Here is a 25,022-nt window from a genome sequence, read left to right as displayed (position 1 = left end):
CCCGCCCGCAATGCTACAGGCGCGCGCCATGAGCAACTATCAGTCCGAACTCCTGCGCCTGCTCGACACGCGCGGCTACATCCACGACGTGACCAATGCAGAAGGGCTCGACGCCCTTGCGTCGAAGGAGATTGTGCCGGGCTATATCGGCTTCGATCCCACCGCGCCGTCACTCCATGTCGGCAGCCTCGTGCAGATCATGATGCTCCGCCGGATGCAGCAGGCGGGGCACAAGCCTATCGTGCTGATGGGCGGCGGCACAGGCAAGATCGGCGACCCTTCGCTGCGGGACGAGGCGCGCTCGCTGCTGACGGTCGAGAAGATCAACGAGAATGTGGCGAGCATCAAGCGGGTGTTCGAACGCTTCCTGACGTTCGGCGACGGCCCTACCGACGCGATCATGGTCGACAATGCGGACTGGCTCGACGCGCTGGAATATATCCCCTTCCTGCGCGACATCGGCCAGCATTTCTCGGTCAACCGGATGCTGAGCTTCGATTCTGTCAAGCTGCGGCTTGACCGGGAACAGTCCTTGAGCTTCCTCGAATTCAACTACATGATCCTGCAGGCCTATGATTTTCTGGAGCTGTCGCGCCGCGCCGGCTGCCGGCTGCAGATGGGCGGATCGGACCAGTGGGGCAATATCGTCAACGGCATCGAACTGTCGCGCCGGGTGGACGGGACGCAGGTCTATGGCTTGACCTCCCCCCTCATCACGACGGCGGACGGCGGCAAGATGGGCAAGACCGCGAAGGGCGCTGTCTGGCTGAACGCCGACGCGCTCTCGCCCTATGATTACTGGCAGTTCTGGCGGAACACGCAGGATGCCGATGTCGGACGCTTCATGCGCCTCTTCACCGACCTGCCGCTGGACGAGATTGCCCGCCTCGAAGCGCTTGAAGGCGCGGAGATCAACGAGGCGAAGAAGATCCTCGCCCATGCCGCGACCGCGATGGCGCATGGCAAGGACGCCGCTGCCGCCGCCGCCGAAACCGCGCGCAAGACGTTCGAGGAAGGCGCATCGGACGCCAACCTCCCGACCGTCAGCCTGGGCGCGGACGGTCTGACCGTGGTGCAGGCGACCACCGGCCTTGGCTTTGCGACGTCCAACAAGGAGGTTCGTCGCAAGCTGGCCGAAGGCGCGATCCGGCTGAACGGGGATGTCGTCACCGATCCGGCGGTGACGGTGAAGGCGGGGGACAAGCTGAGTTTCGGCGCGAAGCGGCACGGGCTGGTCGTCGCCTGAGCGATCCAGCCTTAGTTGTTGGTTAAGGCTATTTGATAGGAAAGCGTCCACTTTCGGACGCTTAGGCTGGCCGCATGACCTCCTCCGTCCTTGCCGGCCTTGGCCATGTCATGCGCTCCCGCGATCCTTCGGTCGAACAGAGGCGGGCGAGGCGCGACCTTGTCGACATGGTGAGCCACGTCACCGTGCGGGGGCGGACCCATGGTGTCCGGGTCATCAATATCTCGCCCTTCGGCCTCATGTGCCGCAGCGAGGACGCGCTGACCCAAGGCGAGCGCCTCACCATATGGCTGCCTGTCCTGCAGGATTATACCGCCGAAATCCGCTGGTCGGAGGACCATCGGGCTGGAATGGAGTTCGCGGAGCCGATCGAGCCGCGCATCTACGATGCGTTGCTTGGCCTCATCCCGCCGCGTCAGACAGCCTGGTAAAGCCTTCCCCCGCTTCGATCCGCTGCCGGGTACGGACCAGAGCGTCGGGCATCTGCGTCCGCAGGAAGTCCATCACCGCCTCGCGCACCTCACACCGCAGGTCGAAGGCGATGCCGGCGTTGCGGGCGGAGAGCAGCCCGCGCAGTTCCAACGCTTCGGGCCGATGCTCGGTCACCTGCAGGATCGCGACCCGGCCGTCCCATCGGCTGTTCGCCTTTACTGCGTCCACGAACACCTCACGGATGCGCCCGACGTCCGCCGCGGGATCGACATGGAAGAAGACGGTGCCGAGCAGGTCCGACGTCTTGGTCGTCCAGTTCTGGAAAGGCTTTTCGAGGAAATAGGACACCGGCACCACCATGCGCCGGTCGTCCCAGATGCGCACGACGACATAGGTGAGCTTGATCTCCTCGATCCGGCCCCATTCTCCTTCCACGATCACCACATCGTCCAGGCGGATTGGTTCGGAAAAGGCCATCTGAATGCCGGCAATCAGGTTCTTGAGCGCAGGCTGAGCCGCCGCGCCAACCGCGAGGCCAGCAAGGCCGGCCGACGCCATCAGCGTGACGCCGATCGTCCGCACGCCCGGAATCGCGATCAGCATCATAGCGATCACCAGGAATCCGACGATGCATTGCGCGATGCGGTAGAGGATGCCGATCTTCGTACGTTGCCGCCGCGCCTTCAGATTGTCCTCGACGCTGATGTCCGCGCCGCGCTCCACCATGGTCTTGGCCGCGCTCATGCCGCGCAGGATCAGCCAGCCAACCAGCAGCGCGAAGATCATGCGCGATCCGATCGCCCAGATATCCGAGACGCGCGGGCCGAGTTCTATGGATTTGAGGCCCGCACCGAGCGCGAGCACCACCACCAGCCATCGCGTGGGATGGTAGATGGCGGGCAGCAGGGTCGGCTCCAGCTTCGACCGGCGCACCAGCCGCAGCGCGACCCAGTAGAGCATCCAGTGGATCAGAAAGGCGACCGCGACGGACAGAAGGATCGACAGCGCGGCCGTTAGCGAGACGTGGGAGAGGCTGATGTCGGTCATGGCGGGGCAACGCCGTTCGCCAGCCATTGTTTCGCAGGTGCGGCATGTTTTCGGTCAGGCGACCGGCCGGCCGTTCCGCCGGCAGCGCTGCCCGCAGGACGCCCTCGCCGCTCAGTCCGGTTCGGAGGAGATAGCTGCTACCAGCTCCAATATGCGCCCGGCATGTTCCTTCCGGCAGATGAGCAGGTCGGGCAGGTAGACATCTTCGCGATTGTAGATCAGCGGCGCGCCGTCGATGCGCGAGCAATGCAGCCCATGCGCGGCGGCGACCGCCACCGGGGCCATGCTGTCCCACTCATATTGACCGCCCGAATGCAGATAGACGTCCGCCTGTCCCAGGACGACCGCCATCGCCTTCGCCCCCGCCGATCCCATCGGCACCAGTTCGGCGCAGAGCTGATCCGCGACCTTAACCGCCTCCATCGCCGGGCGGGTGCGGGAAATGACCATGCGCAGCGTGTCAGGCGCGGGCGGAACCTCCACGATGGCGTCCGTCCGCATGACGGTGCCGCCGTCCAGATCGGGCAGCGCGACCGCGCCCACCACCGGCACGCCGTCGATCGCCAGCCCGACATGCACCGCCCAGTCATCGCGCGCCTCGCCATATTCGCGCGTCCCGTCCACCGGGTCGATGATCCACACACGCGACATGGCAAGGCGCGTGCCATCGCACTTCATTTCTTCGGAGAGCAGGCCGTCCTGCGGCCGCGCCTCCCGAATGGCGGCGACGAGGAACTGGTTGGCGGTCTGGTCCCCCGCCTTGCCCAGCGCCTTGGGACTGAACACGCCGGAACCGCGCACGTCCTTAAGGATGCGTCCAGCCACTTCCGCCAGATGGGCTGCGAGCGCGGCGTCGGACATGGTCGCCGTGTCGATGCCCCCGGTCATGGGATCAGCCTCGCGACGATTGCGTCCGCCGCCTCCTCTGGCGTCAGGACGGTGGTGTCGATCCGAATCTCGGGGTCGACCGGCGGCTCATAGGGGCTGTCGATGCCGGTGAAGTTCTTGAGCTGCCCGGCCCGCGCCTTCTTGTAAAGACCCTTGACGTCCCGCGCCTCCGCTTCCGCCAGCGGCGTGTCGATATGCACCTCGACGAACTCGCCGGGTTGCATCATCTGCCGCACCATGTCGCGTTCCGCGCGGAAGGGCGAGATGAAGGCGGTGATGACGATGAGGCCTGCGTCGGTCATCAGCTTCGCGACCTCGCCCACGCGGCGGATATTCTCCACCCGGTCGGCGTCCGTAAAGCCCAGATCCTTGTTCAGGCCATGGCGCACATTGTCGCCGTCCAACAGGAACGTGTGCCGGTTCATCCGGGCAAGCTTCTTTTCGACCAGGTTGGCGATGGTCGATTTCCCCGCGCCCGACAGCCCCGTGAACCACAGCACGGCGGGCTTCTGATTCTTGAGCGCCGCATGATGATCGCGCGACACGTCGGTCGCCTGCCAATGGACATTCTGCGCCCGCCGCAGCGAGAAATGCAGCATCCCGGCTGCCACGGTGGCGTTGCTGATCTTGTCGATCAGGATGAAACCACCCAGCGTCCGGTTGTCGGCATAAGCCTCGAACACGATCGGCTTGTCGGTCGAAAGATTGGCGACACCGATGGCGTTCAACTCCAGCGTTTTCGCCGCCAGCTGCTCCATCGTGTTGACGTTGACCTGATATTTGGGCTGCTGCACCGTCGCGGTGACCGTCTGCGTCCCGATCTTGAGCCAATAGGGACGGCCGGGCAACATCTCCTCGTCCGCCATCCAGACGACCGTCGCCTCGAACTGATCGGCGACCTCGGGAGGATTGTCGGCCAGGGCAATGACGTCGCCGCGCGAACAGTCGATCTCGTCGGCGAAGGTCAGCGTGACCGACTGGCCCGCCACCGCCCGTTCAAGATCGCCGTCCAGCGTGACGATGCGCGTTACCGTGCTGGTCTTGCCCGATGGCAGCACGCGCACGGCGTCGCCCGGCTTCACCGATCCGGTAGCGATCAGGCCCGAAAAGCCCCGGAAATCGAGATTGGGGCGGTTGACCCACTGGACGGGCATGCGGAACGGCTTTTCCGCGTCGGCCGCGCTGTTGACCTCGACCGTCTCCAGATGCTCGATCAGCGTCGGCCCCTTGAACCAGGGCGTGTTGCCGCTCGGCAAGGTGATATTGTCGCCCTTGAAGCCCGAGATCGGGATCGCGGTGAAGCGCGTGACGCCCAGCTCGGTCGCGAAGGCGCGATAGGTCATGACGATGCGGTTGAAGACCGCCTGGTCATAGCCGACCAGATCCATCTTGTTCACCGCCAGCACGATGTTGCGGATCCCCAGCAGGTGCGCGAGATAGCTGTGGCGCCGCGTCTGCGTCAGGATGCCCTTGCGCGCATCGACCAGGATCACCGCCAGGTCGGCCGTGGACGCCCCCGTCACCATGTTGCGCGTATATTGCTCATGCCCCGGCGTGTCCGCGACGATGAACTTGCGCTTCTCGGTCGCGAAGAAGCGGTAGGCGACGTCGATCGTGATGCCCTGTTCCCGCTCGGCCGCGAGGCCGTCGACCAGCAGCGCGAAGTCGATCTCCTGCCCTTGCGTCCCCACCCGCTTACTGTCGGCTTCGAGCGCGGCGAGCTGATCCTCGAAGATCATCTTGCTGTCGTAGAGCAGCCGCCCGATCAGGGTCGACTTGCCGTCGTCCACCGACCCGCAGGTGATGAAGCGCAGCATCGTCTTATGCTCATGCACCTTCAGATAGGCGTCGATATCTTCCGCGATCAGCGCGTCGGTCTGGTAGATGGGGTCGGCGATGGTGTCGGTCATATCGTCCGTTCCGTCATGCCAGCGAAGGCTGGCATCTCGTTGTTCTTTAACAGGGCGCGCCTTGGGAGGCACGAGGCCCCGGCCTGCGCCGGGGTTGACGCTTCGTCACCCGCTGCACGGATGACGTGGCGCGTCAAAAATATCCCTCCTGCTTCTTCTTCTCCATGCCCGCGCCGCCGGCATCCTTGTCGATCACCCGGCCCTGCCGCTCGCTGGTGGTGGTGAGCAGCGTCTCCTGGATCACCTCGGGCAGCGTGCGCGCCGCGCTTTCGACCGCGCCGGTCAGCGGGAAGCAGCCCAGGGTGCGGAAGCGGATGGAGCGGTTCACGATCTCCGGCCGACGCCCCAGCACACGCTCAAGCCGCTCGACATCGTCGGCCATGAACAGCTGCCCCTCCCACTCGTAGGTGGGCCGTTCCTCAGCGAAATAGAGCGGAACGATCGGCACATCGTTGAGGTGGATATATTGCCAGATGTCTAGCTCGGTCCAGTTGCTGATCGGAAAGACGCGGATGCTCTCGCCCTTGTTCTTGCGGGCATTGTAGAGGTTCCACAGCTCCGGCCGCTGGTTCTTGGGATCCCAGCCATGACTTGCGGTGCGGAAGGAGAAGATGCGCTCCTTCGCCCGGCTCTTCTCTTCGTCACGCCGCGCGCCGCCGAACGCCGCGTCGAAACCGTAGAGGTCGAGCGCCTGCTTCAGCCCTTCCGTCTTCCACATATCGGTATGCAGAGGGCCATGGTCGAACGGGTTGATCCCTCGCGCCTCCGCTTCCGGATTGTGATAGACCAGCAGTTCCATGCCGCTTTCCCGCGCCATCCGGTCCCGCAGCTCGTACATGGCCCGGAACTTCCAGGTCGTGTCGACATGCAGCAGCGGAAAGGGCGGCGGCGAGGGATAGAAGGCCTTGCGCGCCAGATGCAGCATCACGGCGCTGTCCTTGCCCACGGAATAGAGCATCACCGGCCTGTCCGCTTCGGCCACGACCTCGCGCAGGATGTGGATGCTCTCGGCCTCCAGCCGCTCAAGATGGGTCAGGGTCTTCGCGTCGATCGCCACCGGCAATCCTCCTAGGGGTCGAATATGCGCGATCTTCCAATAGCGGACCGCACCTCCGCCAATATGGGGAGCGGCCACACGGCGCCAGTCCGTCAGACCGTAGAAATTCTTTCAGGGCTAATGGCGTCCGTCGCGGGGCCCCGCCTTCTAGTGGCGGATCATGGCGCGCAGAATATCGCCCTTCGTCCGCGCGGCCGGGACCGCATCGACGTAAGGGCGCGCCGCGAACCAATTCACCGCCTCAGTCTCCGCCGCGGCATAGCCGGCGTTCCAATGATCGTCATGGGTGCGGAAACGCCGAAACGCGCTCTCCAGATGCGTGAACAGATCGTCGCGCGCCTTGTCCAGCAGCAAATGCTCGGCCGAAGTCCGGTGGGCGCGCATATGAGCGGCCGCCTCCGCAATCCTGTCCTCCGATGCCTCCAACCCGAGCGCGAGCAACAGATTGTGCGCAGCGACCTCATCCACTCCAATCGCAATATCGCCCATATGGTCCTCCCGAAGGCAGGCTACATCGACGACCACGCGCTGCAAGCGAAATCCTGGGAGGCCGGGGCATAATGGGACAGTGGAGCGGGTGAGGGGAATCGAACCCCCGTCGTCAGCTTGGGAAGCTGCTGCTCTACCATTGAGCTACACCCGCCTGAGGTCCAGCGTCCATGGCGCAGACCATGGTCCGCTGTCAACGACTGTCAATAGGGCGCGTCGGCATCCCTGGGCGGGATCGCGCCGCGCCGCCCGATATTCCATCCGGCCAGCCGGTGCCCCGCCAACGCAGCGTCCCGCACCGATGCGCCAGCCAGCCGCGCATGGAGATAGCCGCCGTTGAACGCGTCGCCCGCCCCGCTCGAATCCACGACCGTCAGCGCCTGTGGAATGGGGATGATTTCCCCGCCCGCCAGACAGCCATCGCCGCCCAGCTTGACGACGATCTCCCGCCCCTCGCCCGCGCCCCAGCGGGCGGCGGCGTCGCGGGCGTCGTCCGCTTCCCCCATCTCAACCTCATCCGCCAATGTCGGCAACCCGATGTCGCAATAGGCGATGGCGCGGTCCCTCCAGCGACGCGCCGTGGCGGCATCTTCCCACAGGCGGGGCCGGTAGTTGCCGTCGAACGCGATCCGCCCGCCATTGGCCCGCACCTGCGCACAAAGCTCCAGCAACGCCTCGCGTCCCTCGTCCGGCAGGATCGCCAACGTGATGAGGGAGAAATAAAGCAGGTCGGACCTTGCCGCCTCGGCCATCATCGTGGCGCTTTCGGGCAGCGCGAACATGCGGCGCGCCGCGGCCTCGCTGCGCCAATAGTGGAAGCTGCGCTCGCCGCTCGCATCGGTTTCGATGGCGTATAGGCCGGGCAGCCGATCGCGGGCGGCGATCACCAATGTGGTGTCCACCCCCTCCGCTTCCCATTGCGCCCGCAGCTGCGCGCTCATCGGATCGGCGCCCAGCGCGCTGGCAAGGCGGACCCTGTCCCCGGATCGCGCAAGGTGGACGGCGGTGTTGATGACGTCGCCGCCATAGCGCAGGTTCCAGCTGTCGCCCTCGCCCCGGCTGAGCTCCAGCATAGCTTCGCCAATGACCGTGATCGTCGCCCTGTCCGCCATGTCCTTCGCCATATCCTTCCGGTCTGTCCCTTGAAGGCGGCTTGGTGGGCAGCGCCCTCCTTCAAGTCAAGGCCCAGCCCTCGCCATCGGCACGGAACGTTATGGGTGATATTGCGTTTGCCCCCTTGGCAGGAATGCGTCCGTCGACGCTTCTAGCGGGGATTACATGATTACGGCTTCTCTCGATCAGACCAGCAACAGGTTCGAGCTGTTGGTGCAAAGCGTCACCGACTACGCGATCTACATGCTCGATCCCGCCGGCCTGATCATCAGCTGGAACGCGGGCGCGCGGCGCTTCAAGGGCTATGAAGCCGAAGAGATAGTGGGCCAGCATTTTTCTCGCTTCTATACGCCGGAAGATCAGGCGGCCGGCATTCCCGCCATCGCCCTGCACACCGCAGAACATGAAGGGCGGTTCGAAGCGGAAGGCTGGCGCGTGCGCAACGACGGCTCACGCTTCTGGGCGACCGTCGTGATCGATCCTATCCGCGATGGCGACGGCCGGCTGTTGGGCTTTGCCAAGGTGACGCGCGACTTGACCGAACGGCGCGCCGCGCAGGAAGCCTTGCGGGAGAGCGAGGAACGGTTCCGCATGCTGGTGCAGAGCGTGACGGACTACGCCATCTATATGCTGGACCCGGTCGGCACCATCACCAGCTGGAACATGGGCGCGGAGCGATTCAAGGGCTACAAGGCCGATGAGATACTCGGCCAGAATTTCGCGCGTTTCTATAGCGAGGAGGACCGGATTGCCGGCCTGCCTTCCCGCGCGTTGCATACCGCCGCAACCGAAGGTCGGTTCGAGGCGGAAGGCTGGCGCATCCGCAAGGACGGCACGCGTTTCTGGGCGCATGTCGTGCTCGACCCTGTTCGGGACGATAGTGGTCGCCTGATCGGCTTTGCCAAGATCACCCGCGACCTGACCGAGCGGATGGAAGCGCAGAAAGCGCTGGACGAGGCGCGCGACGCGATCGTCCAGACGCAGAAGATGGACGCCATCGGCAAGCTGACAGGCGGTGTCGCCCATGATTTCAACAATCTGCTGGCCGTCATCGTTGGCAGTCTGGACCTCGCCCGGCAACGACTCGCCTCGGGCGGCGACATTGCCCGCTATCTGGACAACGCCATGACTGCGGCGGAACGGGGCGCGACCCTCACGCAGCGGATGCTGGCCTTCGCGCGCAAGCAGGAGCTCAAACTGCAGGGCGTCGATTGCACCGGCCTGGTGCGCGGCATGGCTGAACTGCTGCGGACGACTCTCGGTGCGGCGGTCGCGATCGAAACGCGCTTTCCCGCCATGTTGCGCACCGCCCATGCCGACCCCGCGCAACTGGAGCTGGCGCTGCTGAACCTGGCGGTCAATGCACGGGACGCCATGCCGGATGGCGGACGGATCGTGATCGACGCGGCGGAGGTGGATGTTGTCGAATCGCGGCGCCCCGATCTCCAGCCCGGCGCCTATGTGCGCCTGTCCGTGATCGACGAGGGCGAAGGCATGGATGCCGCAACGCTGGAACGGGCGCGCGAGCCATTCTTCACCACCAAGGGCGTGGGCAAGGGAACCGGCCTTGGCCTCTCGATGGTGCATGGCTTTGCCCAGCAGTGCGGCGGATCGCTCACCATCTCCAGCGAATTGGGCAAGGGAACCACCGTATCGCTATGGCTCCCCGTGGCGGAGCCGGATATCGGGGCGCCACTCGTCGTACAGTTGGACGAAGATCCGGCCGAAACGATCCCGCTCGTCATCCTGGCGGTGGACGATGACGATCTGGTGCTGACCAACACCGCGGGCATGCTGGAGGATTTGGGCCATACCGTCTTCCAGGCGTCGTCGGCGCAGGACGCGCTCCGCATATTGGAGCGGGGTGACGTGGACCTGGTCGTCACCGACCATGCCATGCCGGGCATGACAGGCGCGCAGCTGGCGGACGCGATCGAATCGCTGCGGCCGGACCTTCCGGTCATCATCATCACAGGTTTCGCGGAACTGCCGCCCCATGCCAGCCGGCGGCCCCGGCTCGACAAACCGTTCCGCCAGGCGGAACTGGCGAGCGCAGTCGCGTGCGCGGGGCGCGACGCCGCCGCCCGACGCCTGCTATCCGCCGGAGACGCAATCATCCCCCGTCTTTGACATCGAAGCCACTGGACGGAAACGGGACAACAGCGGAGATTCGTGAACGGGGCGCTTGCAACCGGAGGGCGGATCGCCCCATGGGGGCGATACAGCCTTCTCCTCACGCAGCAGGACCGGATGACCCCATCGATCGCGCCGACTCCCAGTTCGCACTTCTACACCTCGTTGCGGACGCGGCTCCATTATCTCGACTGGGGCAATCCCTCCGCACCGACGCTCATCCTGGTGCATGGCGGCTTCGACCATGCGCGCAGCTGGGACTGGACGGCGCGTGCGCTGGCGCAAGACTATCATGTCATCGCGCCTGACCTGCGCGGCCATGGCGACAGCGGCTGGTCGGCCGACGGCTCCTACATGATCGCCAATCTCGTCTACGACCTGGCGCAGCTGGTCGATATTCTCGGCCGGTCGCCGGTCATGATCGTGGGTCACTCGCTGGGCGGCTCGGTGAGCTTGCGCTACGCTGGCCTCTACCCTGAAAAGGTGCAGCGGATCGTCGCGATCGAAGGACTGGGCCTCGCGCCCGCCAGGCTGAAGGATAAGAAGGAAACGCCGCTGCCCGACGAATGGCGGGAGTGGATCGACAAGCGGCGGGCGCGCGCGGCAAAGCCGCCCCGGCGTTATCCCACCATCGAAGCTGCCGTCGGTCGTATGCAGGAGAGGAACGAGCGCCTGTCCGTCGAACAGGCGCTGCACCTGACCACTCACGGCATGAACCGTAACGAGGATGGCAGCTATAGCTGGAAATTCGATCCCTATCTCAACGTCATGGCGCCCCATGCGGCGTCCGACATGGACCTTCCGGCCTTCTGGGAACAGATCACCTGCCCCACGCTGCTGTGCCTCGGCACGGACAGCTGGGCCTCCAACCCGGTGAAGGACGGGCGCATCAAGCATTTCCGCAACGCCCGGCTCGTTGAATTCGCCCATGCCGGCCACTGGTTGCACCATGACCGGTTCGACCGGTTCATGGGCGAGCTACGCGCGTTCCTGGAGGGCGAACGCTTCGATGGCCGATCGGTAGTCCGATCGTAGTTGCGCGATGAAATCGGCGGCGGGCTGAACCTTGTCGATCGCGCCGATCCCCTGCCCGCACCCCCACACGTCGCGCCACGCCTTTTTCGCGCCGCCGGTCATGCTGGCAAAGTCCATATCCCGCGCTTGGGGCAACTGATCGGGGTCCAGCCCGGCGGCCACGATGCTGGGGCGCAGATAATTGCCGTGGACGCCGGTGAAAACGTCGGAATAGACGATGTCGTCCGCATGGCTGTCGACGATCATCTGCTTGTAGGCAGCGTCGGCATTGGCTTCCGCCGTCGCGATGAAGGGCGACCCCATATAAGCAAGGTCCGCCCCCATCATCCGAGCGGCGGCGATCGCGCGCCCGGTGGCGATCGATCCCGACAAGGCGAGCGGCCCGTCGAACCAGCGCCGTATCTCCTGCACCAGCGCAAACGGCGACAGCGTGCCGGCATGTCCGCCCGCCCCGGCCGCCACCGAGATCAGCCCGTCCGCGCCCTTTTCGATCGCCTTTCGCGCGAAGCGATCGTTGATGACGTCGTGCAGCACGATCCCGCCATAGCTGTGCACCGCCTGGTTCACATCCTCCCGCGCCCCGAGCGACGTGATGATGATCGGCACCTTGTAGCGGACGCACAGCGCCAGGTCTTCCTCCAACCGCGCATTCGACCGATGGACGATCAGGTTGACCGCGAACGGCGCGTCCGCATCCGTCAGTTCGTCCTGCAACTGCTGCAACCACGCCTCGAACACGCCCGAAGGCCGCGCGTTGAGCGAGGGGAAGGAGCCGACGATACCGGCGCGGCACTGCGCCATTACCAGCTCCGGCTGCGAGATGATGAACATCGGCGATCCGATCAGCGGCAGCGCCAGACGATCCTTGAACAAGGCCGGAAGGGTCATGAAACACGCGTCTCCTCTCTTATCGCCACCGGCGCTAACACCGGCGGGACGCGCGCAAAAGGCCCAATCTTGGTGTATTGATGTATTAATACACCCATGGTATGAGAGGACACCTTCGCGCTGACGGGGAGCAGGATAGATGTATAGCGAGAGCGATTTGCAGGATGCCGTAGCGGCCGGGATCATCACCCCCGCGGCGGCCCAGGCGTTGCGGGACCATGTAGCGCGGCTCCGCGCCAGCCCGGTGGTGGACGAGGAACATTTTCGCCTGCTCACCGGGTTCAACGATATCTTCGTATCCATCGCCGGCGTCATCCTGCTGGTGGCCGTCGGATGGCTCGGCAACCTGCTGCGATTCGGCGCCCCCGACCATCAGCCGGTCTTCATGTCCGGTCTGTTGGTCGCCGCTGCCAGTTGGGGCCTGGCGGAGTTCTTCACGCGGCAACGGCGAATGGCGCTGCCCTCCATCCTGCTGCTGGCCGGTTTCGTGGGCGGCATCGGCTTTGCCCTGTTCGCTCTTGCTATGCAGATATTCCCCCATGCCGGCGACAGTCAGGCGTCGCTGATCCTGTCGGGCGCGGCGGCCTGTGCGGCGCTGGCGGCGTGGGTCCACTGGCGGCGCTTCATGGTCCCGATCACCGTCGCGGCGGGATCGGCGGCGGGCGCTGCCGTTCTGGCGGGTCTCGTCATGTCCGTCTTCCCCGATGCGCCGCGGATCGGCTTCCTGCTGCTGCTTGGCACGGGCCTCGCGATCTTCGCGCTGGCGATGCGGTGGGACATGGGCGATCGCGCGCGCACCACGCGCCGGTCGGACGTCGCCTTCTGGCTGCACCTGACCGCCGCACCGATGATTGCGCACTCGCTGTTCAATCTGCTGGGAGTTCTGAACGGTCAGGAGATCGGCGCCGGCCGCGCCCTGCTGGTGGTGGCGCTCTACATCGCCTTCGGCCTCGTGGCCCTGGCGATAGACCGGCGCGCGCTGCTGGTGTCCAGCCTCGCCTATGTGCTCTTCGCCCTTTACGCCCTGTTCAGGCAGGCGGGCGCGGTGGAACTGTCCTGGGCGCTGACGGCGCTGGTCATCGGTTCGGCGCTACTGCTGCTGTCCGCCTTCTGGCACAATGCCCGCGCGCTGGTCGTCCATGGACTGCCGCCGGTGCTGACAGACCGGCTGCCCTATCTGGACCGGGCCGCGGCCTGACGGCTGCCGCCCTACTCCTCGACGATCCGCATCAGCTTGCGCTCGACGGGCGCAAGCACGCCCTGCAACTCCTGCCCGCGCTTCAACACCTGCCCGCCTTCCCCCACCAGCGCCCACATGCCTTGCCGGTGACGGAGCGCCGGACGCTTTTCGATCCGATATTCGGGCCGTTCGGCGGTACGGCGAAAGGCGCTGAACACCGCCGCCTCCCGCCCCATATCCATCGCATAGTCGCGCCAGTGACCCGCCGCCACCATCCGCCCGTACAGGTCCATGATCCGTTGCAATTCGATCCGGTCGAACCCGATCTGTCCGGGCGACGAACCGGGAAACGGCGTCACATTGGTCATCAGGCCCGGCTACGCTCCTGCGCCACGGAGATGTCAGCCTTCGCCGGAAAAGGGTTCTGACGCTCCGCCAGCAGCTGGGCCAGCCGCTTCTGCAGTTGTTCGACCTCGCATTGCAGCGCTTCCAGCTTCTGCTTTTCGGGATCGAAGCAATCCGAACAGGGCGTGCCATAGGGCATGAAGTCGCGCTGATAGGCGGTGACGTCGACCAGCATCGCGCGCGCGGGGATGCCGACCATCGTCGCCGCTTCCGCGACATCCTTCGTCACGACGGCATTGGCGCCGACGCGAGCGCGGGCACCGACCTCGATCGGGCCCAGCACCTGCGCGCCCGATCCTACGATCACGCCGTCCCGCAACGTGGGATGCCGCTTGCCCGCAATGCCATTGGCCGGGTCCGTACCGCCCAACGTCACATTCTGGTATAGCGTCACATCGTCGCCAATCTCCGCCGTTTCCCCTATCACCGTGAAGCCATGGTCGATGAAGAAACGCTTGCCGATCTTCGCGCCGGGATGAATGTCGTTGCCGGTCAGGAAACGCGAGAGATGGTTGACCGCGCGCGCCAGGAAGAACAGCCGCGCGCGATAGAGCCGGTGCGCGATGCGATGGAAGGCAAGCGACCACACGCCGGGATAGAGCAGGATCTCGGCACGCGATCGGGGCGCGGGATCGCGACTCTTGATCGAATCCAGATAGGCAATGAGGCTGCGCACCATCCCGATGTTCCTGACCGTCCCTAAATCTTCTAGACGATGGATATAAGCGACACGTCCCGCTTTTTCCAGTCAGGGCGGGCAGCGGGGCTTCCTGGACGCAAACAGAAACTTGCTTGCCGCGCAGCATTATTACAATCTAGCCGATAGACAATATTGCGAAGGGTAATGGATGTTCGACACATTGGTCGCCAATTTCGGCGACATCTGGCCCTTCATCCTCATCGGTTTCGGTGCGCAGATCGTGGATGGCGCGCTGGGCATGGCCTATGGCGTCATATCCAGCACTTTACTGCTGACCCTGGGCGTTCCGCCGAGCCGCGCTTCGGCCAGCGTCCATGTTGCGGAAACCTTCACCACCGGCGTGTCGGCGATCAGCCACATCCTGCACCGCAACGTCGACTGGCGGCTGTTCGCCAAACTCATCATTCCCGGCGTGATTGGCGGCGTGACTGGAGCCTATGTCCTGTCCAATATCGACGGATCGGTGATCAAGCCGTTCGTGCAGGCCTATCTCGCCGCCATCGGCCTCTACCTTATCTGGCGCGGCTTCCATCTGCCGCCCAAGCAGCGCGACCCCCGCTGGGTCGCGCCCCTTGGGCTCGTGGGCGGGTTCATGGATGCGACCGGCGGCGGCGGATGGGGCCCGATCGTGACATCCAACCTGTTGCTTCAGGGGTCGAGTCCGCGCCATACCATCGGCACGGTGAATACGGTCGAATTCGTGCTGACCAGCTCGATCAGCCTCACCTTCCTGCTGCATCTGGGGTGGCAGGCCTTCACCACCTATACGGTCGGCCTGCTGATCGGCGGCGTGGTGGCCGCGCCGTTCGGCGCCATGCTGGCCCGCCGGGTCGCCCCCCGCCTCCTCTTCTCGGCGGTGGGCGTCATCCTGACGCTCACGTCGATGGTGGGCGTGGCTAAATGGCTTGGATTTATCGGCTGAACCACTTATATTCGGGCTTCTGATCGAGGAAGCCGATAATGTCCAATTACCTGCCGACGCTCAAGCAGTTGCAATATCTTGTAGCGTTGAAGCAGCACGGCCATTTCGGCAAGGCGGCCGACAGCTGCTTCGTCACGCAATCGACACTGTCAGCGGGCATCCGCGAACTGGAATCGCTGATCGGCGTAACCTTGGTGGAACGGACCCGGCGGGTGGTCCGCTTCACTGCCTTGGGCGACCGGATCGTGGACAAGGCGCATCGCGTATTGCGGGAGGCGGAGGAACTGACCGCCATCGCGGAAGCATCGGGCAAGCCACTGACGGGCGAGCTGCGGATGAGCGTCATACCCACCATTGCCCCTTTCCTGCTGCCACGGCTGCTGCCACGGCTCCGGTCGGACCGGCCCGAACTCAAACTCTATTTGCGCGAGGAAACCACGCAGGCCGCGATCGAATCGCTGCGCCACGGCGCGGTGGATTGCGTGCTGCTGGCCCTGCCCTTTCCCACAGGAGAGGTGGACAGCGAGATCCTGTTCCAGGACCGGCTCTATGTCGCCTTCCCGCGCGATGAACCGAGCGACCCGCCGGAATGGGTCGATCCCGACATGATCGACGAAAGCAAGCTGCTGCTGCTGGAGGACGGTCATTGCCTCAAGGATCATGCCCTCGCCGCCTGCAACCGCACGGACCTGCGCGCCAACGCGACGATGATGGGCACCTCGCTCCACACGCTGATCCAGATGGTCGACAACGGCCTTGGCGTCACCATGATCCCGGAAATGGCGATCGCCAGCGGCATATTGGATCATACCAGCATCGCCGCGCGGCCGGTGCAGTCCGAACGATCGTCCCGCGACATCGCGCTCGTCTGGCGGCGCAACAGCCCGCGGGAAAAGGAATTCCGCCTGCTGGCCGGCATCCTGCGCGAAGCGGCGGAGGCGAACGGCCGGCTGCCCCAGGCGGCCTAGCCGGTCCAGCCCTTCGCTTTCGCTTCGTCCTCGGCCCGCGCTGCGACCCAGGCCGTCGCGCCGGCTGCGAAATGCTCCTTCTTCCAGAAGGGCGCTTCCGATTTCAGCCAGTCGATCAGGAAGGCGCAGCTTTCCAGCGCCGCCGTGCGGTGGCGGGACGCCGTGCCGACGAAGACGATGCGCGCGCCGGCCTCCAGCCGGCCGTAACGATGGATCACGCTGACGCCCAGCAAAGGCCAGCGCGCCAGCGCCTCATCGACGATGCGCCCAACCTGCGCCTGCGTCATTGCCGGATAATGTTCCAGTTCCAGCGCAATCAGGCCGCCCTCCCCGCGCACCACGCCGGTAAAGCTCGCGACGCCGCCCCCGCCCAGCGCCTCCAGCGCGGCGAGTTCGGCCCCGACATCGAAATCCTCCGTCTGGACAGCGACGCGCCTCATCCGCCGGTGACCGGGGGGAAGAGCGCGATCTCGCGCGCGTCGCCGATCGGGCTGTCGATCGGCACGAACCGCTGGTCGACGGCGGCGCGAAGGCGGCTGCTGTCAGCCAACGCCTCGGCATAGCCGCCTCCGCGCGCCACGAGCAGAGCGATCAAGTCGGCCACGGTCGAACCCGGCCCCGGCCGCTCGATCTGTTCCTCGTCGCGGCCGATGGCTTCGCGAACCCAGGCGAAATAGACGATCTTCAGCATGGCTCAATCCATGTGGCTGATGCCGACGCGCAGATAATCCCAGCCGGTGATCAGCGTCAGGATTGCCGCCGCCCACAGCGTCGCGATGCCGACCATCTGCACGAAGGGGAATTGCGGCACCGCGCCCGCCAGGATCAGCGCGCCCAGCGCGATGATCTGGAAGGTCGTCTTCCATTTCGCAAGCCGGGACACCGGCACCGACACCTGGAGCCCGGCCAGAAATTCGCGCAGGCCCGACACGGCGATTTCCCGCAACAGGATGATCATCGCGGCAACCAGGTGAACGCCGACGATATCGCGCGTCGCCGCCAGCATCAGGATCACCGCCCCCACCATGATCTTGTCGGCGATGGGATCGAGGAACACGCCCAGTTTCGAGACCGTGCCCTGCGCGCGCGCCAGATAGCCGTCAAAATAGTCGGTGACGCCCATCAGGCAGTAGAGGCCGAACGCCAGCGCATAGCCGGTGGTCCAGCGTGCGCCGAGGCCAACTCCCGCCACCTCGTCCGGCCAGAGCAGGGCAACCAGCAACGGCACGGTAAGGATGCGCGAAAGCGTCAGCAGGTTGGGCAGCGTCAGCATCGCTGCCGACTGCCACAGTCCGAAGCATCGCACAAGCGACGCGATCGGGCCTTGCGGCCGTGCGCGCTTCGCATTGGACAGGGAGGCTGCCAGCGGCTAGACCCCGGCCCGGTCGCTAACGGGTAAGAAGACTCCCTCATCCATGCAAGCCTCTCTCAGGCTCCTGAACAAGCGCCGCTTCCTGCCGCTTTTCATCACCCAGCTGCTGGGCGCGTTCAACGACAATCTGTTCAAGAACGCGATGGTGCTGTTCGTCGTCTATCAGGTCTATAATGACGAACGGTCCGAAACATGGTTCTCCGCGCTGGCGACGGGGCTGTTCATCCTCCCCTTCTTCCTCCTGTCCGCCCTGTCGGGACAGCTGGCGGACCAACGCGACAAGGCGACGATCATCCGCTGGGTAAAGGCGGCCGAAATCCTCATCATGGCGGTCGGAGCGGCGGGGCTGGCCCTGATCTGGAGCGGCATCGCGGTCCACAGCATCGCCATTCCGCTGCTGCTGGCGGCCCTGTTTGCGATGGGCATCCACTCGACCTTCTTCGGCCCGATCAAATATGCGATCCTGCCGCAGCATCTCCACGACGACGAGGTGCTGGGCGGCACCGGCCTTGTCGAGGCAGGCACCTATATCGCGATTCTCGCCGGCACCATCCTGGCTGGCCTCATTCCGGTAGAAGCGGCGGCGGTCGGCATCGTCGTGACCGCGCTGATCGGCTACGTCGCCGGGCGGCAGGTGCCGTCCGCCCCTTCCCTGCTCGAAGCGCAGCCGATCGACTATCACATAATCCGCTCGTCGATCGCGCTGGTACGCGGGACGATGCACATCCGCCGGCTCTTCCTGGCGATCATGTCGATCAGCCTCTTCTGGGCGGTTGGCTCGATCCTGTTCATTCAGTTCCCGCCGCTGGTGAAGAATGTCCTCACCGCCGACAAGCCGGTGGCGAGCCTGTTCCTCGCCATCTTCTCCATCGGCATCGCCATCGGGTCGATCGCGATCAACCGGCTGCTCCAGGGGCATGTCTCAGCCAAATATGCGCCGGCATCGGTGATCGGCATGGGCGCCTGCATCGTGGCTTTCCATGTCGTGTGCGACCTGTGGACGCCCGCGCCGGACGGACAAATGCTGTCGCTGGCCGATTTCCTGGCCCATCGGCTGGCCGTGCCGCTGTCGCTCTGCCTGCTGGGGGTGGCGACCTTCGGCGGCATGTTCGTGGTGCCGCTCTACGCCTTCCTCACCACCACGGTCGAAAAATGCGAGGCGGCGCGCACCGTGGCGGCCAACAATATCGTCAATTCGGGCGCGATGGTGGCGGGATCACTGTGCGCGATCGGCCTCAGCATCGCAGGTGTTTCAGTGGTGATGCAGTTGCTGCTTGTCGCCGTGCTGTCCCTCCCCTGCGCCGCGATGGCGTGGAAGCTGCACAAGGCCTGCGACGGCCCCCTTTGCCAGGAAGCCTAGAAGATGAAGCTGTAGAAAGCCGTGAAGAAGGCTGCGAAGCTCAATCCGAACAATTTCCAGTCCTTGTCGTCATCGGCAGGGCGACGGCAGGGGGCCGGTTCCTGCCTTACGCGCAGCACATGGGCCGGCAGCCGCTGGCGGAACGGATGGCGGGCCGATTCGGTGGTGAGGACGAGCGGTCGGTTTCGCATGGCGATGCTGTTAACGGATAATTTACCAATTCGGCCATCGCGATTCCTGGTTAATATCCCGCTGTCCCGGCGCGGGACAGACCTTGACTGTATGATGTGAATAATACAGCATGACCGAACCGATGCACGATCCTGCCGCCGAGCCCGCCTTCTCCGATCCGCGCCCCTTTGGCGAAGGTCCGCCCAGCGCCTTCGCGCGGCCCACGCCCTGGCGTCGCCGGCTTCAGATTTTCGGATGGATCGTGGCGGCCGGCCTGGCCCTGATGATGATCCTTGTCGCGTGGCTGGCGGTGACGGCTCCCCTTTCGCGGTCGCTGAAGCCCATCGCCCCGCCCAGCATCTCGCTCATGTCGGCGGACGGGCACCTGATCGCCCGGCGCGGCGCGGTGATCGAAAGGCCCGTCACCGTCGCCGAACTGCCCGCCCATGTGCCCCAGGCGTTCATGGCGATCGAGGACCGGCGCTTCCAGAGCCATTGGGGCGTCGATCCCCGCGGCATCGCCCGCGCCATGTGGCACAATCTCTGGTCGGACGGCGCATCGCAGGGCGGCAGCACCATCACCCAGCAGCTGGCGAAGGGCGTGTTCCTGTCCAGCGACCGCACCTTCGGGCGCAAGGCGCGGGAGGCACTGATCGCGGTCTGGCTGGAGGTTTGGCTGACCAAGGACCAGATCATGGAGCGGTATCTCTCCAACGTCTATTTCGGCGACAATGTCTACGGCCTGCGCGCGGCCGCCCGCCATTATTTCAACCGCGCCCCCGACCGGCTCACCATTCCGCAGGCGGCGATGCTGGCGGGCCTTTTGAAAGCGCCCTCGCGCCTCGCGCCCACCACCAATTTGAAGGGTGCCCGCGCCCGAGCCGCGCTGGTGACGCAGGCGATGGTCGACGCGGGCTATATCACGCAGGCGGAACGCAACGCCCTGCCCCCCGCGCGCCTCAACGTGCATGAGGAGGCGGATCCGACCAGCGGCACCTATTTCGCCGACTGGGTGCTGCCCCACGCACGCGACCGGGCGGGCGCGGTCTATGGGGAACAGGACATCGCGACCACGCTCGACTGGCGCATCCAGCGCCTGGCCGAAGCCGCGATCCGCCGCGCGCCGCTGGGGCAGGCGCAGGCGGCGCTAGTCGCGATGAAGCCCGATGGCAGCGTCGTCGCCATGGTCGGCGGCAAGAATTATGCGAAGAGCAGCTTCAACCGCGCGGTGCAGGCAAGGCGGCAGCCCGGCTCGACCTTCAAGCTGTTCGTCTACCTCGCCGCCTTCCGCGCGGGCATGTCGCCCGACGATATGATCGACGACACGCCGATCACCACCGGGACCTATCGCCCGGCCAATCATGGCGGGAAATATCGCGGCCGCATCACCCTGCGCCAGGCATTCGCGGCATCCAGCAACGTCGCGGCCGTGCGCCTGACGCAGAAGGTCGGCGTCGACAATGTCATCAAGGTCGCCCGCGATCTTGGAGTCACCGCCCCACTGACGGAAGATCTGAGCCTGGCGCTCGGCACGTCGGAAATCCCGCTCATCGAACTGGCCGAGGCCTATGCGGCGGTCGCGGCGGGCAGCTACCCCGTCATGGCGCACGGCCTGCCGCCCGAAGAACAGGGCTGGTTCGAGAAACTGATGCAGCGGCAACGCCGCTTCAGCGAGGATCAGCTGGACATGATCCGCGATCTCCTCTCCTCCGCCGCCAATCGCGGTACGGGCAGCGCGGCTGCGCTGCGGACCAGCACCTTCGGCAAGACCGGAACGACGCAGGACAGTCGTGACGCCATCTTCGTCGGCTATGCCGGCGGCCTCGTCACGGCGGTCTGGATCGGCAATGACGACAATGCCCCGCTTCCCGGCGGCGCGGCGGGCGGAGGCGTGCCCGCGCGCATCTGGCGCAATTTCATGGCCGGAGCGATCAACGAGCCGGTCGAGGACACGTCCGACGCGGAGCAGGATCCCGATCTCGTCAACGCCATCGCCAACGTCGCGTTGGAAAGCGGCATCGGCAATGTCGGTGTGGGCGTCGATGAAAATGGCATGACGCTGAATATCGGCCCGAATCAGATTCGCCTGCCGGTGGACCAGCCCGCTCCGCCGCCGCCGCAGGCCGCGCCGCCGCGCGTTGCGCCCACCCAGCCCGAAGAAAGCGACGGGCCGCCCTGACGGCCGCTTTCCAAAAGCCTTGCTGGTTAACATCCGATAAGGGTCTTGTTGCTCATCTTGCCGGCAGTTTTGCGACGACCCGATTTTACCTGCGCTTCCTTTCAATGATATAGAGGCAACGGTTCGCACGTCATGAAGGTTCGCCCATGGGTGAGAAGGTTGAAGGCGATTACGGTTCGGAGCAGAAGGCGCTGGCCGCACGGTGGAGCCTGGCTGCCGAGGCGATGGAGGCCCTCGCCGGGGCACGATCGGTAGATGCGATCATATCGGTGCTTCGTGCCTTCGCCCGCCGCGCGGTGGGCGCGGAAGGGATCGCCATCATCCTGCGCGACGAAGACAAATGCCATTATATCGCCGAGGACGCGATGGAGCCGCTGTGGGCGGGCCAGCGCTTCCCCATGCAGCGCTGCGTATCAGGCTGGGCGATGCAGAACCACCAGACTGTCGTCATCCCCGACGTGTTCATGGATGCCCGCGTGCCCGTGGACGCCTATCGCCGCACCTTCGTCCGCAGCATGATCATGGTGCCGATCGGCCGGCCGGACCCGATCGCCGCCGTCGGGGCCTATTGGTCCGAAGCGGCCGAACCTACGGACAATCAGGTCGCGCTGCTGGAAGCCTTGGCCAGAGCAGCCTCCACCGCGCTGGAAAATGGCCGGCTTTTCGCCTCGCTCGAAACGCTCAACGGCCAGCTGGACCGGCGTGTGCGCGACCGGACGAAGGAACTGCAGCGCTCGCAGGACACGCTGCGCCAGATCCAGAAGATGGAAATCATGGGCCAGCTGACCGGCCATGTCGCGCATGATTTCAACAATCTGCTGACCCCGATCATCGGCGGCCTCGACCTCATCCTTTCGGGCCGCGCGCCCGATCGGCTGGAACGCACCGCGGCGATGGCGATGCAGGCGGCCGAAACGGCGCAGACGCTCGTGCAGCGGCTTCTGGCCTTCGCCCGGCGTCAACCCTTGCAGCCCACGGCCGTCGACCTGGCCTCCCTTGTCGCCGGGATGCAGGCGCTGCTGGTGAGCACGCTGGGGCCGCGCATCGACCTGTCCGTCGAGCTGCCCGACGACCTGCCGCCGGTCCGTGCGGACGGCCACCAGCTTGAACTGGCGATCATCAACCTGGCGGTCAATGCCCGCGACGCCATGCCGGAAGGGGGACGGCTTACCCTGTCGGCGGAACTGCGCAGCGATGGCCTTCCCGACCCGCTGCCGCCGCGCCGCTATGTGTGCCTGACGGTCGCGGACACCGGCATCGGCATGGATGACCGGGTGAAGGCCGCCGCGATCGAGCCGTTCTTCACCACCAAGCCCGCAGGGCAAGGCACGGGCCTTGGCCTGTCGATGGCGCACGGGCTCGTCGGCCAGCTTGGCGGCGCACTCGCGATCGACAGCGCGCCGGGCCTGGGCACGCAGGTCCAGCTTTGGCTGCCGGTCGAGCAGCGCAAGCAGCCGGAAGGCGAAAGCGAATCCACGGACGCAGTCGATGGCAAGGCGCAGGGCAAGGTGCTGCTGGTCGACGACAACGGGCTGGTGCGCAACAGCACCCGCGAGATGCTGATCGACATGGGCTATGAAGTGATCGACATCGACCATGCCGAACTGGCGATCTCGATGATCGAGGCGGGCTACACGCCGGACATCGTCATCACCGATCATGTGATGCCCGGCATGACCGGCGCGGAACTGGCTTTGCGCCTGCGGATGGATCATCCCGGCGTCGCGTTGCTCATCATCTCGGGCTATCAGGGTATCGACCTGATCGCGCCGGACGTGGTGCGCCTGTCCAAGCCATTCCGCCGCGCCCATCTTCAGGCCAGCATCGCCGCCGCGCGGGCGCAGGTCAGCTGATTGCGCTAGCGCGTCGGGCCTATAGCTCTAGACCGCCTGCCCGGCCGCCCATCCGCTGGCCCAAGCCCATTGGAAATTATAGCCGCCCAGCCAGCCAGTAACGTCCACGGCTTCCCCGATGGCATAGAGGCCGGGCACCTTCACAGCTTCCATCGTGCGCGATGACAGGCCCGCCGTCGCGATGCCGCCCACCGTCACCTCCGCCTTGGCATAGCCTTCCGTGCCCGATGGCGTGAACGGCCAGGCCGCGATCTGCGCCTCCATACGCCGCAGCACCTTGTCGCTCTGCGCGCCCAATTCGCCGTGCATGTCCAGCCGGGACAGAAGCGCATCGGCCAGCCGTTCCGGCAGGGCCTCTGTCAGCAGCTTGCGCAGCGTCACGCGCGGTCGTTCCCGCTTCGCTTCGATCAGCCAGCCCGCCGCACGATTCGGCAGGAAATCGACGCAGATCGCCGTCCTATGCTGCCAATAGCTGCTGATCTGCAGCATCGCGGGGCCGGAAAGCCCGCGATGGGTGAACAGCGCCGCCTCGCGAAACCGCGTCTTGCCCCAACGGACCTCCACATCGGCGGACACGCCCGACAGGGACTGGAACAGCGCCTCCTCCGGCCCGAGCGTGAAGGGCACCAGCGCGGGGCGCGGTTGGACGATCGAAAGGCCGAACCGGCGCGCCACGTCATAGGCAAAGCCCGTCGCCCCCAGCTTCGGAATGGACGGCCCGCCGGTCGCCAGCACCAGCGCCGGGGCACGATGCTCCCTGTCGCCCAGCCTGACGCGATAGAGGCCATCGCCATGACCGATGTCCGTGACGGATTGGCCGAGCGCCATCGTCACGCACCCCTTGTCGCATTCCTCCACCAGCATCGCGACGATCTGCTTCGCCGATCCGTCGCAGAAAAGCTGCCCCAAAGTCTTCTCATGCCAGGCAATGCCATAGCGTTCGACCAGCGCCAGAAAGTCCCGCGCACCATAGCGGCCGAGAGCCGATTTGGCGAAGTGCGGATTAGCGGACAGATAGCGGTCCGGCGCGGTGTGGATGTTGGTGAAATTGCACCGCCCACCACCGGAGATCAGAATCTTCTTGCCCGGCGCGTCGGCATGGTCGGCCAGCAGAACGCGCCGCCCCCGCTGCCCCGCCACCGCCGCGCACATCATGCCTGCCGCGCCCGCTCCCAGGACGATGATGTCATGATCGCTCATCGGCCCGCCCGCTTCATTCGCCCCAGCGCTTCATCGAGCGCCGACAGGAAGCGCGACCGGTCCGCCTTCGTAAAAGGCGGCGGCCCGCCAACGGCGTCACCCATGGCCCCGGCGCGCAGGTCGGCCATGATCGCGCGCGTCGCCACCGCCGCGCCGATGGAGCTTGTCGTGAAAGGCTTGCCGTTGGGCGCGATCACCACCGCGCCGGCCTTCAGGCACCGGTCCGCCAGCAATATGTCCGCCGTGATGCACACAGACCGCGCATCGGCCCGCTCCGCGATCCAGTCGTCCGCCGCGTCAAAGCCGTCGCTCACCACCACCCGCTCGATCAGGGGATGGGCGGGGACGCGGATGAAGCTGTTGCTGACGATCGACACCGCAACCTCGTGCCGCCACGCGACCTTGTAGATTTCCTCCTTAACGGGGCAGGCGTCGGCATCGACCAATATGCGCATGGGCCGCCGATAGGCTGCG

25 protein-coding genes and 1 tRNA gene are annotated in these 25,022 nt (G+C 65.5%); 10 read left to right on the top strand and 16 right to left on the bottom strand.

Annotated features, from left to right (window positions below; all coding sequences use genetic code 11):
- Positions 1 to 28: 28 nt before the first annotated feature.
- Positions 29 to 1,246: a tyrosine--tRNA ligase gene (tyrS, locus tag ACFQ24_RS21995; protein ID WP_380915189.1), complete on the top strand. Its 1,218-nt coding sequence runs from the start codon at positions 29 to 31 to the stop codon at positions 1,244 to 1,246.
- A gap of 74 nt (positions 1,247 to 1,320) precedes the next feature.
- Positions 1,321 to 1,677, top strand: a complete 357-nt coding sequence (locus tag ACFQ24_RS21990) for a PilZ domain-containing protein (protein ID WP_380915187.1) — start codon at positions 1,321 to 1,323, stop codon at positions 1,675 to 1,677.
- Here ACFQ24_RS21990 and ACFQ24_RS21985 read toward each other — a convergent pair.
- From ACFQ24_RS21985 to ACFQ24_RS21955, 7 genes are all read right to left on the bottom strand, one after another.
- Positions 1,649 to 2,725 carry a mechanosensitive ion channel family protein gene (locus tag ACFQ24_RS21985; RefSeq protein ID WP_380915185.1) on the bottom strand — a complete coding sequence of 359 codons (1,077 nt, stop codon included), beginning with the start codon at positions 2,723 to 2,725 and terminating at the stop codon, positions 1,649 to 1,651. The genes ACFQ24_RS21990 and ACFQ24_RS21985 overlap by 29 nt on opposite strands.
- 111 nt (positions 2,726 to 2,836) lie before the next feature.
- The gene (locus tag ACFQ24_RS21980) at positions 2,837 to 3,586 is read right to left on the bottom strand and encodes a 3'(2'),5'-bisphosphate nucleotidase CysQ (RefSeq protein ID WP_380915463.1); all 750 of its coding nucleotides are present in this window, start codon (positions 3,584 to 3,586) and stop codon (positions 2,837 to 2,839) included.
- A 23-nt stretch (positions 3,587 to 3,609) separates the two neighbouring features.
- Positions 3,610 to 5,523, bottom strand: coding sequence for a sulfate adenylyltransferase subunit CysN (gene cysN, locus ACFQ24_RS21975; RefSeq protein WP_380915183.1), 1,914 nt, complete (start codon positions 5,521 to 5,523; stop codon positions 3,610 to 3,612).
- Positions 5,524 to 5,656: 133 nt separating this feature from the next.
- A complete protein-coding gene (gene cysD, locus ACFQ24_RS21970) occupies positions 5,657 to 6,580 on the bottom strand; it encodes a sulfate adenylyltransferase subunit CysD (RefSeq protein ID WP_380915182.1) in 924 nt (307 codons plus the stop codon).
- 147 nt (positions 6,581 to 6,727) lie between these two features.
- Positions 6,728 to 7,114 (bottom strand): hypothetical protein, encoded by a 387-nt coding sequence (locus tag ACFQ24_RS21965; RefSeq protein WP_380915180.1) that lies wholly within the window; start codon positions 7,112 to 7,114, stop codon positions 6,728 to 6,730.
- 35 nt (positions 7,115 to 7,149) lie between these two features.
- A tRNA-Gly gene (locus tag ACFQ24_RS21960) sits at positions 7,150 to 7,223 on the bottom strand.
- 49 nt (positions 7,224 to 7,272) lie between these two features.
- Positions 7,273 to 8,181 carry a sugar kinase gene (locus ACFQ24_RS21955; RefSeq protein WP_380915178.1) on the bottom strand — a complete coding sequence of 303 codons (909 nt, stop codon included), beginning with the start codon at positions 8,179 to 8,181 and terminating at the stop codon, positions 7,273 to 7,275.
- Between the two features lie 166 nt (positions 8,182 to 8,347).
- On the opposite strand from ACFQ24_RS21955, the gene ACFQ24_RS21950 reads away from it, so the two are divergent.
- Entirely contained in the window at positions 8,348 to 10,312 is a 1,965-nt protein-coding gene (locus ACFQ24_RS21950; protein WP_380915176.1) for a hybrid sensor histidine kinase/response regulator, read from the top strand.
- A gap of 120 nt (positions 10,313 to 10,432) precedes the next feature.
- Complete coding sequence (locus ACFQ24_RS21945) at positions 10,433 to 11,350, top strand: alpha/beta fold hydrolase (protein ID WP_380915174.1); 918 nt, start codon at positions 10,433 to 10,435, stop codon at positions 11,348 to 11,350.
- Here ACFQ24_RS21945 and ACFQ24_RS21940 read toward each other — a convergent pair.
- A complete protein-coding gene (locus ACFQ24_RS21940) occupies positions 11,294 to 12,238 on the bottom strand; it encodes an NAD(P)H-dependent flavin oxidoreductase (protein WP_380915172.1) in 945 nt (314 codons plus the stop codon). The two genes, ACFQ24_RS21945 and ACFQ24_RS21940, sit on opposite strands and share 57 nt — an antisense overlap.
- A 139-nt stretch (positions 12,239 to 12,377) precedes the next feature.
- Between ACFQ24_RS21940 and ACFQ24_RS21935 the strand changes: the two genes are divergently transcribed.
- The gene (locus tag ACFQ24_RS21935; RefSeq protein WP_380915170.1) at positions 12,378 to 13,436 is read left to right on the top strand and encodes a hypothetical protein; all 1,059 of its coding nucleotides are present in this window, start codon (positions 12,378 to 12,380) and stop codon (positions 13,434 to 13,436) included.
- 11 nt (positions 13,437 to 13,447) lie between these two features.
- Here ACFQ24_RS21935 and ACFQ24_RS21930 read toward each other — a convergent pair whose 3' ends face one another.
- Positions 13,448 to 13,786 carry a DUF2794 domain-containing protein gene (locus ACFQ24_RS21930; protein ID WP_380915168.1) on the bottom strand — a complete coding sequence of 113 codons (339 nt, stop codon included), beginning with the start codon at positions 13,784 to 13,786 and terminating at the stop codon, positions 13,448 to 13,450.
- Entirely contained in the window at positions 13,786 to 14,502 is a 717-nt protein-coding gene (epsC, locus tag ACFQ24_RS21925; RefSeq protein ID WP_380915166.1) for a serine O-acetyltransferase EpsC, read from the bottom strand. The genes ACFQ24_RS21930 and epsC overlap by 1 nt, the downstream gene beginning before the upstream one ends.
- Positions 14,503 to 14,671: 169 nt before the next feature.
- On the opposite strand from epsC, the gene ACFQ24_RS21920 reads away from it, so the two are divergent.
- Together ACFQ24_RS21920 and ACFQ24_RS21915 are read left to right on the top strand one after the other, a co-directional pair.
- Positions 14,672 to 15,445, top strand: coding sequence for a sulfite exporter TauE/SafE family protein (locus ACFQ24_RS21920; protein ID WP_380915164.1), 774 nt, complete (start codon positions 14,672 to 14,674; stop codon positions 15,443 to 15,445).
- Between the two features lie 38 nt (positions 15,446 to 15,483).
- Positions 15,484 to 16,413 carry a hydrogen peroxide-inducible genes activator gene (locus ACFQ24_RS21915; RefSeq protein WP_380915162.1) on the top strand — a complete coding sequence of 310 codons (930 nt, stop codon included), beginning with the start codon at positions 15,484 to 15,486 and terminating at the stop codon, positions 16,411 to 16,413.
- On the opposite strand, the gene ACFQ24_RS21910 is transcribed toward ACFQ24_RS21915, so the two are convergent.
- The 3 genes from ACFQ24_RS21910 to pgsA are packed head-to-tail and all read right to left on the bottom strand — an operon-like array spanning position 16,410 to position 17,686.
- On the bottom strand, positions 16,410 to 16,853 hold the full coding sequence (locus ACFQ24_RS21910) for a molybdenum cofactor biosynthesis protein MoaE (protein ID WP_380915160.1): 444 nt from the start codon (positions 16,851 to 16,853) through the stop codon (positions 16,410 to 16,412). The two genes, ACFQ24_RS21915 and ACFQ24_RS21910, sit on opposite strands and share 4 nt — an antisense overlap.
- Positions 16,850 to 17,104, bottom strand: coding sequence for a molybdopterin converting factor subunit 1 (gene moaD / locus ACFQ24_RS21905; RefSeq protein WP_380915158.1), 255 nt, complete (start codon positions 17,102 to 17,104; stop codon positions 16,850 to 16,852). Before moaD ends, ACFQ24_RS21910 begins: the two co-directional genes overlap by 4 nt.
- Before the next feature lie 3 nt (positions 17,105 to 17,107).
- On the bottom strand, positions 17,108 to 17,686 hold the full coding sequence (gene pgsA, locus ACFQ24_RS21900) for a CDP-diacylglycerol--glycerol-3-phosphate 3-phosphatidyltransferase (RefSeq protein ID WP_380915156.1): 579 nt from the start codon (positions 17,684 to 17,686) through the stop codon (positions 17,108 to 17,110).
- Between the two features lie 142 nt (positions 17,687 to 17,828).
- Here pgsA and ACFQ24_RS21895 point away from each other — a divergent pair, with 142 nt between their 5' ends.
- Entirely contained in the window at positions 17,829 to 19,145 is a 1,317-nt protein-coding gene (locus tag ACFQ24_RS21895) for an MFS transporter (protein WP_380915154.1), read from the top strand.
- On the opposite strand, the gene ACFQ24_RS21890 is transcribed toward ACFQ24_RS21895, so the two are convergent.
- The gene (locus tag ACFQ24_RS21890) at positions 19,142 to 19,336 is read right to left on the bottom strand and encodes a hypothetical protein (protein WP_380915153.1); all 195 of its coding nucleotides are present in this window, start codon (positions 19,334 to 19,336) and stop codon (positions 19,142 to 19,144) included. The genes ACFQ24_RS21895 and ACFQ24_RS21890 overlap by 4 nt on opposite strands.
- Positions 19,337 to 19,446: 110 nt before the next feature.
- On the opposite strand from ACFQ24_RS21890, the gene ACFQ24_RS21885 reads away from it, so the two are divergent.
- Positions 19,447 to 21,495, top strand: a complete 2,049-nt coding sequence (locus tag ACFQ24_RS21885; RefSeq protein WP_380915151.1) for a transglycosylase domain-containing protein — start codon at positions 19,447 to 19,449, stop codon at positions 21,493 to 21,495.
- Between the two features lie 146 nt (positions 21,496 to 21,641).
- Positions 21,642 to 23,348 (top strand): ATP-binding protein, encoded by a 1,707-nt coding sequence (locus tag ACFQ24_RS21880; protein WP_380915149.1) that lies wholly within the window; start codon positions 21,642 to 21,644, stop codon positions 23,346 to 23,348.
- Positions 23,349 to 23,375: 27 nt separating this feature from the next.
- Here ACFQ24_RS21880 and ACFQ24_RS21875 read toward each other — a convergent pair whose 3' ends face one another.
- The gene (locus ACFQ24_RS21875) at positions 23,376 to 24,548 is read right to left on the bottom strand and encodes a BaiN/RdsA family NAD(P)/FAD-dependent oxidoreductase (RefSeq protein ID WP_380915147.1); all 1,173 of its coding nucleotides are present in this window, start codon (positions 24,546 to 24,548) and stop codon (positions 23,376 to 23,378) included.
- On the bottom strand, positions 24,545 to 25,003 hold the full coding sequence (locus ACFQ24_RS21870; protein ID WP_380915145.1) for a YaiI/YqxD family protein: 459 nt from the start codon (positions 25,001 to 25,003) through the stop codon (positions 24,545 to 24,547). Before ACFQ24_RS21870 ends, ACFQ24_RS21875 begins: the two co-directional genes overlap by 4 nt.
- Between the last annotated feature and the right edge of the window lie 19 nt (positions 25,004 to 25,022).

This window comes from Sphingobium olei, from assembly GCF_042678845.1.
GTDB classification, from domain to species: Bacteria; Pseudomonadota; Alphaproteobacteria; order Sphingomonadales; family Sphingomonadaceae; genus Sphingobium; species Sphingobium olei.
The sequence above is the reverse complement of the archived record's forward strand: the minus strand, read 5'-3'. Positions and strand labels throughout refer to the sequence as shown.

Excerpts from the sequence above, each read along its gene's own strand:
- pgsA (WP_380915156.1), bottom strand. The coding sequence starts at position 17,686 with ATGCTGACGCTGCCCAACCTGCTGACGCTTTCGCGCATCCTTACCGTG.
- ACFQ24_RS21910 (WP_380915160.1), bottom strand. The coding sequence starts at position 16,853 with ATGAGGCGCGTCGCTGTCCAGACGGAGGATTTCGATGTCGGGGCCGAA.
- ACFQ24_RS21945 (WP_380915174.1), top strand. The coding sequence starts at position 10,433 with ATGACCCCATCGATCGCGCCGACTCCCAGTTCGCACTTCTACACCTCG.
- ACFQ24_RS21990 (WP_380915187.1), top strand. The coding sequence starts at position 1,321 with ATGACCTCCTCCGTCCTTGCCGGCCTTGGCCATGTCATGCGCTCCCGC.
- ACFQ24_RS21930 (WP_380915168.1), bottom strand. The coding sequence starts at position 13,786 with ATGACCAATGTGACGCCGTTTCCCGGTTCGTCGCCCGGACAGATCGGG.
- cysN (WP_380915183.1), bottom strand. The coding sequence starts at position 5,523 with ATGACCGACACCATCGCCGACCCCATCTACCAGACCGACGCGCTGATC.
- ACFQ24_RS21895 (WP_380915154.1), top strand. The coding sequence starts at position 17,829 with ATGCAAGCCTCTCTCAGGCTCCTGAACAAGCGCCGCTTCCTGCCGCTT.
- ACFQ24_RS21950 (WP_380915176.1), top strand. The coding sequence starts at position 8,348 with ATGATTACGGCTTCTCTCGATCAGACCAGCAACAGGTTCGAGCTGTTG.
- ACFQ24_RS21985 (WP_380915185.1), bottom strand. The coding sequence starts at position 2,725 with ATGACCGACATCAGCCTCTCCCACGTCTCGCTAACGGCCGCGCTGTCG.
- epsC (WP_380915166.1), bottom strand. The coding sequence starts at position 14,502 with ATGGTGCGCAGCCTCATTGCCTATCTGGATTCGATCAAGAGTCGCGAT.
- ACFQ24_RS21980 (WP_380915463.1), bottom strand. The coding sequence starts at position 3,586 with ATGTCCGACGCCGCGCTCGCAGCCCATCTGGCGGAAGTGGCTGGACGC.
- ACFQ24_RS21955 (WP_380915178.1), bottom strand. The coding sequence starts at position 8,181 with ATGGCGGACAGGGCGACGATCACGGTCATTGGCGAAGCTATGCTGGAG.
- ACFQ24_RS21935 (WP_380915170.1), top strand. The coding sequence starts at position 12,378 with ATGTATAGCGAGAGCGATTTGCAGGATGCCGTAGCGGCCGGGATCATC.
- ACFQ24_RS21890 (WP_380915153.1), bottom strand. The coding sequence starts at position 19,336 with ATGCGAAACCGACCGCTCGTCCTCACCACCGAATCGGCCCGCCATCCG.
- ACFQ24_RS21915 (WP_380915162.1), top strand. The coding sequence starts at position 15,484 with ATGTCCAATTACCTGCCGACGCTCAAGCAGTTGCAATATCTTGTAGCG.
- ACFQ24_RS21885 (WP_380915151.1), top strand. The coding sequence starts at position 19,447 with ATGACCGAACCGATGCACGATCCTGCCGCCGAGCCCGCCTTCTCCGAT.
- ACFQ24_RS21875 (WP_380915147.1), bottom strand. The coding sequence starts at position 24,548 with ATGAGCGATCATGACATCATCGTCCTGGGAGCGGGCGCGGCAGGCATG.
- ACFQ24_RS21940 (WP_380915172.1), bottom strand. The coding sequence starts at position 12,238 with ATGACCCTTCCGGCCTTGTTCAAGGATCGTCTGGCGCTGCCGCTGATC.
- ACFQ24_RS21870 (WP_380915145.1), bottom strand. The coding sequence starts at position 25,003 with ATGCGCATATTGGTCGATGCCGACGCCTGCCCCGTTAAGGAGGAAATC.
- tyrS (WP_380915189.1), top strand. The coding sequence starts at position 29 with ATGAGCAACTATCAGTCCGAACTCCTGCGCCTGCTCGACACGCGCGGC.
- ACFQ24_RS21920 (WP_380915164.1), top strand. The coding sequence starts at position 14,672 with ATGTTCGACACATTGGTCGCCAATTTCGGCGACATCTGGCCCTTCATC.
- ACFQ24_RS21880 (WP_380915149.1), top strand. The coding sequence starts at position 21,642 with ATGGGTGAGAAGGTTGAAGGCGATTACGGTTCGGAGCAGAAGGCGCTG.
- moaD (WP_380915158.1), bottom strand. The coding sequence starts at position 17,104 with ATGCTGAAGATCGTCTATTTCGCCTGGGTTCGCGAAGCCATCGGCCGC.